Origin of the sequence: Luteimonas sp. MC1825, assembly GCF_014764385.1 — a bacterium.
Lineage (GTDB): Bacteria > Pseudomonadota > Gammaproteobacteria > Xanthomonadales > Xanthomonadaceae > Luteimonas.
The window spans coordinates 1523601-1535922 of the sequence record NZ_CP061714.1 but is presented as its reverse complement, the minus strand read 5'-3'; the positions used below and the strand labels follow the sequence as shown (position 1 = coordinate 1535922).

Below are 12322 nucleotides of genomic sequence, written 5' to 3'. Positions count from 1 at the left end.
AGGCGCGGCAGGCCACGATTTGCGCCCGCGGCCGCCGGGCTGCCATACTTGCCGGCTCCCGTTCGCCGGGAGACCTTGCCCCACGGCCGCTCGTTCCACTGCCGGGGGCTATCCGGGCCTGCGACTCGCGTCGCGGCCGATATCCACAAGGAAATACACATGCGTCACTATGAGATCGTGTTCCTGGTCCATCCGGACCAGAGCGAGCAGGTGCCTGCCATGGTCGAGCGTTACAAGACGCTGATCGAAGGCAGCGAGGGCAAGATCCACCGTCTCGAAGACTGGGGCCGGCGCCAGCTGGCGTATCCCATCGACAACCTGGTCAAGGCCCACTACGTGCTGCTCAACATCGAAGTCGGCCAGGCCGTCCTCGACGAGCTGGCGGAAGGCTTCCGCTTCAACGACGCCATCCTGCGCCACCTGGTGATCCGCCGCGAAGAGGCCGACACCGAACAGTCCCTGATCATGAAGAACAAGGACGAGAAGCCGGAGAAGACCGACCGTCCCGACCGCGGCGACCGTCCCGAGCGCGGCGAACGCCGCCCGCGTGACGACCAGGGTGAAGGCGAGGGCGACAAGCCCGAGTCCGACACCGACACCACCGAAGCCGCCTGAGGAGCACGCACATGTCCAAGTTCTTCCGCCGCCGCAAGTTCTGCAAGTTCACCGCCGAGGGTGTCAAGGAGATCGACTACAAGGATCTCAACACCCTGCGCCAGAACGTGACCGAGAACGGCAAGATCGTCCCGAGCCGCATCACCGGCACCAAGGCGAAGTACCAGCGCCAGCTGGCCACGGCCGTCAAGCGCGCCCGTTTCCTGGCCCTGATCCCGTACACCGACAACCACACCATGTGATCGCGCGCGCCTCCCGGTACGGGAGGCGCGTCCGCCTCACACCGTCCGTTCGGACAGCCATAGTTGCGGCGCCATGCGCCGCTAACGAATACGGAGCTCCACCATGCAACTGATCCTCCTGCAGAAGGTCGTGAACCTCGGCAACCTCGGCGACAAGGTCGACGTGAAGCCGGGCTACGGCCGCAATTTCCTGGTGCCGCAGGGCAAGGCCGTTCCCGCCACCGCCTCCAACCTCGCCGACTTCGAGGCGCGCCGCGCCGAGTACGAAGCCAAGGCCGTGGCGTCGCACGACGAAGCCAACACGCGCCTGGCGTCGCTCGAGGGCGTGAGTGTCACGATCTACGCCAACGCCTCCACCGAAGGCAAGCTGTACGGCTCGGTCGGCCCGCGCGATATCGCCGAGGCGCTGACCAAGGCCGGCCATCCGGTCGAGAAGTCGGAAGTGGTGCTGGGCGAGGGCGCGTTCCGCGCCACCGGCCAGTACGAGGTCGTGCTGCACCTGCACGCCGACATCGACACCACGGTCACCGTGGTGGTGGCGCCCGAAGCCGCCTGATCGGGTTCCAAGCGTTTCCGTCGACGGGCGCCGAGAGGCGCCCGTCTTCGTTTTCCGTCGTCTCACGCCGTGCGATGCCCACCGGTTATCCACAGTGTTATCTGCAGCGCTTTCCGGCAGCGGGGGCTACGATGACAATCCGACAACGAAGAAAGGGCCGCGGCGACGGTCCCACAAGGGGAGTCCTGATACCGATGAGTGCACGACCGGGCTTCCAGCACGAAGGCCCCGCCTTCCAGGGGCGTGGCGATGCCCGGGTCGAACAGCTGCGCATACCGCCGCAGTCGGTCGAGGCCGAGCAGGCCGTGCTGGGCGGGCTGATGCTCTCGCCGGAGGCCTACGACCGCGTTGGCGACCAGCTCGACCAGTCCGACTTCTACCGTCGCGACCACCAGCTGATCTTTCGCGCCATCAAGGAACTCGCCGAGCGCAACCGTCCCTACGATGCGGTGACCCTGGGCGAGTGGTTCGAGTCGCAGGGGCAGTCGGAGATGGTGGCGGGCGGCGCGTACCTGGTTGAACTGGCCAGCACCACGCCGTCGGCGGCCAATATCGTCGCCTACGCCGAGATCGTGCGCGACAAGGCCGTGCTGCGGCAGCTGATCGAAGTCGGCACCACCATCGTCAACGACGGCTTCCAGCCAGGTGGCCGCGAGAGTTCCGAGTTGCTCGCAAAGGCCGAGCAGGACGTGTTCGCGATCGCCGAGGCCGGCAACCGTGGCCGCACCGACTTCACCCCGGTCAACAAGGCGATGGCCGAAGCCTTCGACGTGCTGCAGACGCGCTACGCCAACGGCGGCGGCATCACCGGACTGCCCACCGGCTACGTCGAATTCGACGAGATGACCGCCGGCCTGCAGCCCACCGACCTGCTGATCCTGGCCGCGCGCCCGGCGATGGGCAAGACCACGCTGGCGCTCAACATGGCCGAGTACGCCGCCATGAAGACCAAGAAGGCCGTGGCCGTGTTCTCCATGGAAATGTCGGCCAGCCAGCTCGCGCTGCGACTGATCTCGTCCGTGGGCCGCGTCAATGCCACCCGCCTGCGCACCGGCCTGCTCGAGGACGAGGACTGGAGCCGCGTGTCCAGCGCGATCCGCCTGCTCAAGGAAACCAAGATCTTCATCGACGACACCCCGGCGCTGTCGCCCGATTCGCTGCGCGCCAAGGCGCGACGTCTGAAGCGCGAACACGACCTCGGCCTGATCGTCATCGACTACCTGCAGCTCATGGCGGTACCGGGCAACAGCGAGAACCGCGCCACCGAGATCTCCGAGATCTCGCGCTCGCTGAAAAGCCTGGCCAAGGAACTCAACGTGCCGGTGCTGGCGCTGTCGCAGCTCAACCGCTCGCTGGAAACACGCGCCGACAAGCGCCCGGTGATGGCCGACCTGCGCGAGTCGGGCGCGATCGAGCAGGACGCCGACGTGATCGTCTTCATCTACCGCGACGACTACTACAACAAGGAAAACTCGCCCGACAAGGGCCTGGCCGAGGTGATCATCGGCAAGCAGCGAAACGGGCCCACGGGTTCGGTGAAACTGAAGTTCTTCGGCGAGTACACGCGCTTCGACAACCTCGCCCACGACTCGGTGGGCAGCTTCGAGTAGCGGCATGGGCCTGCATGCCGCCGAGCGCCCGACGCGGATCCTGGTCGACCTCGACCGCATCGCCGGCAACCTGCGTGCCATCCGTGCCCACGCCGGCGTGCCGGTGATGGCCATCGTCAAGGCCAACGCCTATGGCCACGGCCTGGTGCAGGTGGCACGCCACCTGCAGGTGCATGGCGTCGAGCACCTGGGCGTGGCCTTCCCCGAGGAGGGCATCGCGCTGCGCCGTGCCGGCATCAGCGTGCCGATCCTGGTGCTGGGCGGCATCTACGGGCCGCAGGTGGCGCAGTACCTGGTCCACGACCTCGAAATCACCGTGTCGTCGCTGGAGAAGCTGCGCCACGTCGAGGCCGCGGCCGCGTCGATGGGTCGCCACGCCACGGTGCACCTGAAGATCGACACCGGCATGGAGCGCATCGGCGTGCATGCTTGGAGCGCCGGGCCCTTCATCGAGGCCGCGGTGGCGTCGCGCTGGATCAGGCTGGCCGGGATCTATTCGCACCTCGCCTGCGCGGACGAACCCGACTCGCCCACGACGGCGCTGCAACTGGCGCGGTTCGAAGACGCCTGCGCGCACTTCGGCCGCATCGGCGCGCCAGTGCCGCCCCGGCACATCGCCAACTCCGGCGGCGTGCTGCATTGCCCGGACACGCGACTCGACATGGTGCGTCCCGGCATCCTGCTGTACGGCGTGCTGCCGGGTGCCGGGGCGCGTGCCACGGTGGCGGTGCAGCCGGCGCTTTCGCTGGTTTCGCGCGTGGTCTATTTCAAGGTGGTGCAGGCCGGGCATGCGGTCAGCTACGGCGGCACCTGGGCACCGGCCACGGACACCCGCGTGGTGACGGTGCCCATCGGTTACGGCGACGGCTATCCGCGTGCGCTGTCCTCGCGCGGCACCGTGCTGCTGCGCGGTCGCGGGTATCCGATCGTCGGGCGGGTGTGCATGGACCAGTTCATGGTCGACATCGGCCGCGACAGCGCATGGAACGAAGACGAGGTCGTGCTGATCGGCCGCCAGGGCGATGCCGAGCTGCGGGCGGAACAGGTGGCGGCCGCGGCCGGCATGATTCCGTACGAAGTGCTGGTGGGTTTGAACGACCGCATTCCACGCGTCTACAGCGGTGGCTTTCTGTCAGCTGAATAGCCGCTGGGCCGTCACCCCGCGCGGACGCCATCGCGGTTAGCGTGAGCCCGGTCATTCATCACCCACCCCCGGGCGCATGCCGCCCGACCAGGAGTTCCCCATGCGTACAGCCCCCCGTATCTTCTTCGCCACCGCGGCAGCGAGCGCCGTCCTCATTTCCGGCTGCGCCACCTATACCGGCCAGACCAGCGATCCGAACGATCCCAACCGGACCCAGCGCGGCGCGCTGATCGGTGCGGGGATCGGCGCCGTCGCCGGCCTGCTGAGCGGTTCCGACGCCACCGAGCGCCGCCAGCGCGCGCTGGTGGGTGCGGGCGTGGGTGGACTGGCCGGTGGCGCCGTCGGCGTCTACCAGGACCGCCAGGAAGCCGAACTGCGCCGCCAGACCGCGGGCACCGGCATCATCGTCGACCGCGAGGGCGACACCATCAAGCTCAACCTGCCGGATGGCGTGACCTTCGACTTCAACAAGACCGCGCTCAAGCCGCAGTTCTACCCGGCGCTCAACAACGTGGCGCGCACCCTGGCCGAGTACAACCAGACCATCGTGGAAGTGGCCGGGCACACCGACAACATCGGCGGCGACGCCGTCAACCAGCGCATCTCCGAGCAGCGCGCGTCGGCGGTGGGCAACTACCTCATCGGCCAGGGCCTGCAGCGCGAACGCTTCGAGATCGTCGGCTTCGGCAAGAACATGCCCATCGCCGACAACTCCACCGAGCAGGGTCGCGCGGCCAATCGTCGCGTCGAGATCCGCGTGGTCCCGCTGCGCGGCTGATCCGCCGTCGGTTGCGCCAGGAGAAGGGCCGCTCGCGCGGCCCTTTTCCGTTTGACGGAATACACCCGGCGTTCCCACCTTGCGATCGCGGAGCCGCGCATGCCCAGGAGCCTGTATGTCCCCGTCACCGCCACCCCGGGCGACGAGGCCGCGATCACCGCCGCGCTCGCGCTGGCCAGGCGGTTCGACGCGCAACTGACGATCCTGGAGATCGTCAACCTGCCCATGCCGACAGCCAACCCCTGGGGACTGATGCCGGATATCGCGATCGGCGATGTGCACGACCGTTGGCGCGCCCAAGGCCAGGCCAACGCCGCGTCCCGGCGCGCCGCGCTCGCGGGCCACGGTGTCCAGGTCGAGGTGCGCGTGGTCGAGGCGCTTTTTTCCGATCCACCGCGCGTGTCGGTCGACATGGCCCACAACGCCGATCTCGCGGTGGTCGCGGGGCCGGCGAACGATGGTGCGGAGGGCAGCGTGGCGCACGACTTCGTGGCGTCCCTGCTGCTCGGTTCGGGACGCCCGGTGCTGGTCGTGCCACCTGGCGCGGCCGCACCGGAGGCGGGTGGGGCGGTGCTGCTCGCCTGGCGCCCTGGCGCGGAGGCCGCGCGCGCACTGCACGACGCACTGCCGCTGCTGCGCGATGCGTCGCGCGTGGACGTGGTCGTGGTCGACCCTTCGCCGGGCGCCGAAGGCGAGCAGGCGCTCGTCGATGTCGCCGCCCACCTGGCGCGACACGCGGTGCGCGCCGACATGGTGGTGCAGGCCGCTCGCGGCCGCGCGGTGAGCGCCATCGTGCTTGAGCATGCGCGAGAGATGCCGGCGCAGCTGATCGTGGCCGGTGGCTATGGCCACTCGCGGCTGCGCGAGTGGGTGATGGGTGGCGTGACCCGCGAGCTGCTGCTGGGCTCGCCGGTGCCGTTGCTGCTGTCGCACTGAACGCGCGCGGCCACGGTTACATTCCGTTACCAACGGTTACCGACCGCTGCCCGTGGGACGCGCCACGCCCATTAGATTGCATCGCAACGCAATCCAGTGGACGTCCCGATGCTCCAGCCAGTTCCTCCCGCGAGCCTGTTCGACCCTCACCTCCGCGGCCCCGCCGCCGCATGGTCGGCCGATCGCCAGGCACCCGTGGTGCCGGCACTCGAGGCGTTGCTGCTGCGCTGGCCACCGCGCGTGCATCGCCTGGCGGCACGCCAGGTGCTGTTCCACGCCGGCCAGCCGCGGCAGTCGCTGTACTACGTGCGCTCGGGCTGCTTCCGCACCAGCGTGCTCAGCGAGGATGGCCGCGAGAAGATCACCGGGTTCCGCATGCGCGGCGACCTGCTCGGGCTGGATGCGGTCGACATGCCGGCGCAGGCCTGCGATGCGGTGGCCCTCGACGCCGCCGAGGTCTGGGAACTGCCGTGCGCGCGCCCCGACGACCTGATGCCCGAGGTACGCGAGCGCCTGACCTCGCTGCTGGCTTCCGAGATCCGCCGCGACTGGCGCTGGATGCTGGCCATCGGCACGCTGGGCGCCGACCAGCGCGTGGTGGCGTTCCTGCTCGACCTGTCGGCGCGGTTCGCCGCCATGGGTCTTGACCCGCAGCTGCTGCAGTTGCGCATGACGCGCGCCGAACTCGGCAATTTCCTGGCGATCACCCTGGAAACCGTGACCCGGGCGCTGTCGCGCCTGCAGGCGCACGGCATGATCGACGTCGACGGCCGGCGGATCGGCATCGTCGACGAAGCCGGCCTGCGTGCGGTGCTGGCGGGTGAGGCGCGTTGCCACTAGGCGCGTACACGGCGCCGCGCCTTCGCCTCAACCCGCCTGCAGTTCCCGGCGCACCGCGTCGGCGAGCTGCTCGCGCCGCCAGGGCTTGCGCAGCAGGCGCAGGCCCTGGCCGCCACCGGCGTCGGCGGCGTGTTCCTCGTCGCCAGAGGTCAACAGCACGGCAAGGCCCGGGCGCAACGCGAGCGCTTCACGGGCCAGCGCCTTGCCGTCGATCCCCGGGCCGAGCATGACGTCACTGAAGAGCAGGGCGATCGCCGGCTCTTCGCGCAGCACGCGCAGCGCGGTCTCGCCGTCGGCCACCGCCAGCACCCGGTAGCCGGCGCCGCGCAGGAACGCCACCGCGATCGCGCGCACCGCGGCGTCGTCCTCGACCACCAGTACGCCTTCGCCCCGGCCGCTGCCGGCGGCGGGGCGGGCCAGTGGCTCGACTCCGGCAGCTGCGTCGCGCGCCACAGGCACATACAGCCGGACCGCGGTGCCGTGCCCGGGCACGCTGTCGATCACGAGGCCTCCGCCACTCTGGCGCGCGAAGCCGTACACCATGCTCAAGCCGAGGCCGCTGCCGCGTTCGCGGCCCTTGGTGGTGAAAAACGGCTCCATCGCGTGCGCCAGGATGTCGGGCGGCATCCCGCTGCCATCGTCGCTGACGCCGAGGCACAGGTAGTCGCCGGCCGGGAGTTCCGCGCTGGCCTGGTCCGCGCCGACCTCGTCCGGGGCCGCCGTGAACACGATCTCGCCACCGCGGCCCAGCGCGTCGCGCGCGTTGAGCGCCAGGTTGAGCAATGCGGCCTCGAGCTGGCCGGCATCGACGTACGCGGGAGGCAGCCCGGGTGCCACCCCGACGCGCAGGCGCACGCTGTCGCCGAGCGTGCGCCGCAGCACCTGTTCCAGGTCGTGCAGCAGCCGTGGCACGTCGACGGCGCTCGGTTGCAGGCGCTGCCGGCGCGCGAACGCCAGCAGCTTGGCGGTGAGTTCGGCGCCGCGGCTGACTGAACGCAGCGCGCTGGCCAGCAGCGCCTGGCCATCGGTGCTGGCGATTTCCGGCTCCAGCAGTTGCAGGCTGCCGGACATCACCGTGAGCAGGTTGTTGAAGTCGTGGGCCACGCCGCCGGTGAGCTGGCCGATCGCGTCCAGCCGCTGCGCGTGGGCGAGGTGCTCTTCGGCGCGCCGCTGCTGCACGTAGGTCGACAGCGTGGTGGCCGCCGTCTGCAGCAGGTGGCAGGCATCGTGGTCGAAGCGGCGCGTCTCGCGCGATGCCGCCAGCAGCGCGCCCGTCACCCGGCGATGTTCGAACACCGGCACCAGCACCGCGCTGCCGTAAGGCGGCAGCGGCAACGGGAACAGCGCGGCGGCAGATGGATCCGCGGCGATGTCGCCGATGATCCAGGCGTCCCGGTGCTCGCCGGCGAAGGGCCGCGGCACGGTGCTCCCGGCCTGCCAGCCGGTGCCCGCGGCACCGCGCACGGCGGCCGCCTGCTGGCCGGATGCGGCGGCGACGATCGCCACCGCCTGCACGCCCAGCGCCTCCACCAGCAGCGGCGGCAGCTCCTCGAGCAGGCTCGATTCCGCCGCCGCCTCCAGCGCCAGCTGGCCGATGCGCGCCGCGATCGCGTCGTAGCGGGCCCGCGCCAACGCCTGCTGCACGCGCTGGCTGCCGGAAATGTCGCGCACCGAGGCGAGGAAGCGCTTGCCGTCCGCGCTGTCCAGAGGACTCAACGCGATCTCGATCTGGAACTTCGTGCCGTCGCTGCGCAGGCCCACCAGGGTCTGGCCGGTGGCGCCCATCGGTCGCACGTGCGGGGCCGACATGTAGCGGTCGCGATACACGCGGTGGCGCGCACGCGCGCTTTCCGGCACGAGGTCCTCGATCTCCAGGCCCACCATCGCGCCGCGTGCGTGTCCGAACAGGACTTCCGCGTGCGCGTTCGCGCGCACTACGCGACCTTCGCCGTCGACCACCAGCAAGGCGTCGGGCACGGCCTCGAACAGTCCCGGGATGGCGCCCGCGTCGCTCATGCCGGGCAGACGTCGGCAGCGAGCAGGTAGCCGGCACCGCGTACCGACCGGATCAGCTCGGGCGTTGCCGGATCGCGCTCGATCTTGCGCCGCAGCCGCGCGATGCCGACGTCGATCGCGCGATCGAACGGCCCGGCCTCGCGCCCGTGCAGCGTGTTCATCAGCCGGTCGCGGCTCAGCACTTCGTTGGGGTGCTGCAGCAAGGCGCGCAGCAGGTCGAACTCGCCCGTGGTCAGCGGGATATCGCGGCCGCCCGCGTCGGCCAGCCTGCGCGCGGCAAGGTCGAGCACCATGCCTTCGAACGCGAGGCGCCGGATCGGCGTCGGGGCCGGCGCGGGGACGTCCGCGGCCACCGCCGGCGCGCGCCGCAGCACCGAGCGCACGCGCGCCAGCAGCTCGCGGAAATCGAAGGGCTTGGCGATGTAGTCGTCGGCACCCAGCTCCAGCCCGACCACGCGTTCCACCGCTTCGCCACGTCCGCTGACCACGATCACCGGAAGCCGCCACTGCTGGCGCAGGTGCTGCAGCAGCGACAGGCCGTCCTCGTCGGGAAGACCCAGGTCGAGCAGCACCAGGTCGGGCAGCGCACCGGCCAGGGCCTCGCGCAGGTCGGCGCCACTGGCGGCGCTCGAGACCACGAATCCGTTGCTGCCCAGATAGCGCGCCAGCAGAGCGACGATGTCGGCGTCGTCGTCGACGACGAGCACGCGCGGGCGTGCGTCGCCGGCGGCAAACGGGTCGCTGCTCATGTGGCCAGGCAACGCTGGGAAGGGGGCGCGTCCATGGTGCATAGGATCGCACAGGCCCCCGCGACGGCGCCCGGCGGGGGCGTGGGTTCACGTGGACCAGAACGAAAAAACCCGACCGTGTGGGGTCGGGTTCGTTCGTGGATGGTGGAGGTGGGGGGAATCGAACCCCCGTCCGAAGGCACTCCATCCCCGGCACTACATGCTTAGCTCACCGTTGGGTCTCGTCCTGTGGCAGCACAGTGGGCGAAGCGCACCCCAGGACCAGCCTGTTTTTGTTAAGCCGCGGTTGACAGGCAACCACCGCAGCCGGTTCCGTGATAATGACCCTACATCCACGAGCACGGGCACAAGTGGGTTCGGGGCTTACGCCTTAAGCGGCGAGAGCGTAGTTGTCGTCGTTGGCAACTAGAGTTTTGCAGCTGGATTTACGAGGAAAGCTACCCCCTCGGCATGCGCCAGGCGATTTCGCGACCCCCGTCGAAGCCAGTGCACCCCCATGATCGGGAAAGCTGGCATCTGCCGGAAAGGCAGTGAAACTGCGAGACAGGTGAAGTATAGGGTCGCGTGCGCCGCGTGCAAGGCCGGTGCCTGCAGCCGCGCCGGGCAACGTTCATCCGGAAGGGTCGCCGCGCAGCCGGTATGCTCCTGCCGATGACCGCCGACGAGGCCCTGCTGTCACCCGACGCCCTGCCATCGCGGCACGGCTACCTCCTGGCCGCGCTGGTGCTGGTGGCTTCGCTCGCGCTGGTGGCCATCTACGCCACCGGTGCCGGCACGCGCGAGCGCGAGCTTGCACAGGCGCGGCTGGCGGGCGAGGCCGAACAGGTAGTCGCGCGCCTGCGCCAGCAACTGCTCACCTACGAACTGATCACCCGTGGCGGCGTGTCGCTGTTCGCCACCGTGCAGGCACCCAGCCCGCAACAGTGGCGGCATTACACCGACGGCCTGGAACTCGACCGCAGGTTTCCGGCGATGCTCGGGCTCTGTTACGCCGAGGCGCTGTCGCCGGCCGCCCTGCAGGAACTGCAGCTCAGGCGCCGCGCGGCCGGGATGGGGCTGTTCAACGTGGATCCGCCGGGTGCGCGTGCGCAGTACGGGCCGGTGGTCCTGCTGGAACCGCGCACGATCGCCAACATCAACACCATCGGTTTCGACATGCTGCAGGAGCCCACCCGCGCGGCGGCGATGCTGGCCGCGCGCGACAGCGGGGCCGCGCGCATTACCGCGCCGCTGCAACTCGCGCAGGTGGGAGCGGGGCGCGGCCTGGTGATCTTCGCGCCGGTGTACCGGGCGGGCATCGTGCCGTCCGACCCGTCCGCACGCGCCGCGGCCCTGGCCGGCTGGGTCTGCGCGCCATTCCGCCTCGACGGTTTCGTCGAGCAGGCAGTGGCGGACGCGCCCGGCACGCCGGGGCTGCGCATCGTCGACATCGGCGACGGTGTCGAGACGCTGGTGTATGCGCACGATGCGGCGCTTGCGCCCGGAAAGCATGCCGCCGCTGTCACCCACAGCGTCGAAGAGCAGGTGTACGGCCGGCGTTGGCGGCTGGACTTCCACCAGGTGCGCGCCGGCAACGGCGGGTCGGCGCTGCTCGGCACCCAGGGCACGATCGTGCTGGGCATGCTGGCCTCATTCCTGATGTTCGCCGTGGCGCTGTCGCTGGCGCGGACCCAGTCGCGCGCGCAGCAGATCGCGGCGCGCATGAGCGAGTCGTACCGGCGCAGCGAACTGCGCTTCCGCAGTGCGATGCGCTTTTCGGCGATCGGCAAGGCGCTGCTCGACCGCGACGGGCGCGTGGTGGATGCCAACCTGGCCCTGGCCAACATCCTGCGCGCGTCGCCCGAGGAATTGATGGGTCGAGACTTCCAGGCGTTGTTCAGCGGCACCGGCGACGCCGCCGAAGAGCGCTCGCGCGCGGCGACCGGCAGCGTGTACCGCGTGACGCGCGAGCTCAGGCGCGACGACGGCGAGCTGCGCCATGTGCTGCTGACGTACGCGCAGGTGCCGGGCGACGTGGGCCAGGACGTGGCCAGCCTGGCGCAGGTGGAGGACATCACCGACCGCGTGCGCGCCGAGGCGCAGATCAACGCGCTCAACCGCACCCTCGAGGCGCGGGTCGCGCTGCGCACGCGCGAACTCACGCGGGCCAACGAGGCGCTGGAATCCTTCGCCTACACCATCTCGCATGACCTGCGTGCACCGCTGCGGGCGATCGACGGCTTCACGCGCGTGCTGGGCGAACGCCATGCCGATGCCTTCGACGATGCCGGGCGTGGCTATCTCGCGCGCGTGCGCGCCGCGACGGCGCGCATGGGCGAGCTGATCGATGCCTTGCTGAAGATGTCTCGGGTGTCCCGCGGCGAGCTGCGCCGCGAGCCCCTGGACCTGTCGGCGATGGCGGCGGACATCGTCGCCGACCTGCGCCACGGCGATCCGCAGCGGCAGGTGGACGCGCAGATCGAGCCCGGCCTGCAGGCATCAGGAGACAGCGCGCTGGTGAGGAACCTGCTCAACAACCTGCTCGGCAACGCCTGGAAGTTCACCCGCGGCCGGGAGCGCGGCCACATCGCCTTCCACCGGGTCGAACATGCCGGCGAGACCTGGTTCGAGGTGGCCGACAACGGCGTCGGCTTCGACGAGGCGTACGCCGGCAAGCTGTTCCGTCCGTTCCAGCGTCTGCACGCGCAGGACGAATTCGTCGGTGAGGGCATCGGCCTGGCCTCGGTGAAGCGCATCATCGAGCGCCACGGCGGCAGCATCACCGCGGAGGGCAGGGTGGGCGAGGGCGCGCGCTTCCGCTTCACGCTGCCCGACGATGCCGGCGTGGGATGAAGCC

At 70.1% G+C, this 12322-nt stretch carries 11 protein-coding genes and 1 other RNA gene; 9 read left to right on the top strand and 3 right to left on the bottom strand.

Annotation, left to right across the window (positions count from 1 at the left end):
- Positions 1-159: 159 nt before the first annotated feature.
- The 8 genes from rpsF to IDM46_RS07045 all read left to right on the top strand — a co-directional run bounded on the left by rpsF (position 160) and on the right by IDM46_RS07045 (position 6721).
- Entirely contained in the window at positions 160-615 is a 456-nt protein-coding gene (rpsF, locus tag IDM46_RS07080) for a 30S ribosomal protein S6 (protein ID WP_182821066.1), read from the top strand.
- 11 nt (positions 616-626) lie between these two features.
- Positions 627-857, top strand: coding sequence for a 30S ribosomal protein S18 (gene rpsR / locus IDM46_RS07075; RefSeq protein WP_182821068.1), 231 nt, complete (start codon positions 627-629; stop codon positions 855-857).
- 103 nt (positions 858-960) lie between these two features.
- The gene (rplI, locus tag IDM46_RS07070) at positions 961-1413 is read left to right on the top strand and encodes a 50S ribosomal protein L9 (protein ID WP_182821070.1); all 453 of its coding nucleotides are present in this window, start codon (positions 961-963) and stop codon (positions 1411-1413) included.
- A 194-nt stretch (positions 1414-1607) separates the two neighbouring features.
- Positions 1608-3023 (top strand): replicative DNA helicase, encoded by a 1416-nt coding sequence (locus IDM46_RS07065; RefSeq protein WP_182821072.1) that lies wholly within the window; start codon positions 1608-1610, stop codon positions 3021-3023.
- 4 nt (positions 3024-3027) lie between these two features.
- A complete protein-coding gene (alr, locus tag IDM46_RS07060) occupies positions 3028-4167 on the top strand; it encodes an alanine racemase (RefSeq protein ID WP_185115305.1) in 1140 nt (379 codons plus the stop codon).
- A 100-nt stretch (positions 4168-4267) separates the two neighbouring features.
- Positions 4268-4945: an OmpA family protein gene (locus tag IDM46_RS07055; protein WP_182821077.1), complete on the top strand. Its 678-nt coding sequence runs from the start codon at positions 4268-4270 to the stop codon at positions 4943-4945.
- A 99-nt stretch (positions 4946-5044) separates the two neighbouring features.
- Entirely contained in the window at positions 5045-5881 is an 837-nt protein-coding gene (locus IDM46_RS07050) for a universal stress protein (protein ID WP_185115304.1), read from the top strand.
- Between the two features lie 108 nt (positions 5882-5989).
- On the top strand, positions 5990-6721 hold the full coding sequence (locus tag IDM46_RS07045) for a helix-turn-helix domain-containing protein (protein WP_182821081.1): 732 nt from the start codon (positions 5990-5992) through the stop codon (positions 6719-6721).
- A 27-nt stretch (positions 6722-6748) separates the two neighbouring features.
- Here IDM46_RS07045 and IDM46_RS07040 read toward each other — a convergent pair whose 3' ends face one another.
- The 3 genes from IDM46_RS07040 to ssrA form a co-directional block, all read right to left on the bottom strand.
- A complete protein-coding gene (locus tag IDM46_RS07040; RefSeq protein ID WP_185115303.1) occupies positions 6749-8737 on the bottom strand; it encodes an ATP-binding protein in 1989 nt (662 codons plus the stop codon).
- Positions 8734-9486 (bottom strand): response regulator, encoded by a 753-nt coding sequence (locus IDM46_RS07035; protein WP_185115302.1) that lies wholly within the window; start codon positions 9484-9486, stop codon positions 8734-8736. Before IDM46_RS07035 ends, IDM46_RS07040 begins: the two co-directional genes overlap by 4 nt.
- 142 nt (positions 9487-9628) lie before the next feature.
- Positions 9629-9982, bottom strand: a transfer-messenger RNA (tmRNA) gene (gene ssrA / locus IDM46_RS07030).
- Between the two features lie 155 nt (positions 9983-10137).
- Here ssrA and IDM46_RS07025 point away from each other — a divergent pair.
- Complete coding sequence (locus tag IDM46_RS07025) at positions 10138-12318, top strand: CHASE domain-containing protein (protein ID WP_185115301.1); 2181 nt, start codon at positions 10138-10140, stop codon at positions 12316-12318.
- Positions 12319-12322 lie beyond the last annotated feature (4 nt).

Bases quoted from the DNA above. Each gene is read 5' to 3' on its own strand.
- rpsF (WP_182821066.1), top strand. From the start codon at position 160: ATGCGTCACTATGAGATCGTGTTCCTGGTCCATCCGGACCAGAGCGAG.
- rpsR (WP_182821068.1), top strand. From the start codon at position 627: ATGTCCAAGTTCTTCCGCCGCCGCAAGTTCTGCAAGTTCACCGCCGAG.
- rplI (WP_182821070.1), top strand. From the start codon at position 961: ATGCAACTGATCCTCCTGCAGAAGGTCGTGAACCTCGGCAACCTCGGC.
- IDM46_RS07065 (WP_182821072.1), top strand. From the start codon at position 1,608: ATGAGTGCACGACCGGGCTTCCAGCACGAAGGCCCCGCCTTCCAGGGG.
- alr (WP_185115305.1), top strand. From the start codon at position 3,028: ATGGGCCTGCATGCCGCCGAGCGCCCGACGCGGATCCTGGTCGACCTC.
- IDM46_RS07055 (WP_182821077.1), top strand. From the start codon at position 4,268: ATGCGTACAGCCCCCCGTATCTTCTTCGCCACCGCGGCAGCGAGCGCC.
- IDM46_RS07050 (WP_185115304.1), top strand. From the start codon at position 5,045: ATGCCCAGGAGCCTGTATGTCCCCGTCACCGCCACCCCGGGCGACGAG.
- IDM46_RS07045 (WP_182821081.1), top strand. From the start codon at position 5,990: ATGCTCCAGCCAGTTCCTCCCGCGAGCCTGTTCGACCCTCACCTCCGC.
- IDM46_RS07040 (WP_185115303.1), bottom strand. From the start codon at position 8,737: ATGAGCGACGCGGGCGCCATCCCGGGACTGTTCGAGGCCGTGCCCGAC.
- IDM46_RS07035 (WP_185115302.1), bottom strand. From the start codon at position 9,486: ATGAGCAGCGACCCGTTTGCCGCCGGCGACGCACGCCCGCGCGTGCTC.
- IDM46_RS07025 (WP_185115301.1), top strand. From the start codon at position 10,138: ATGACCGCCGACGAGGCCCTGCTGTCACCCGACGCCCTGCCATCGCGG.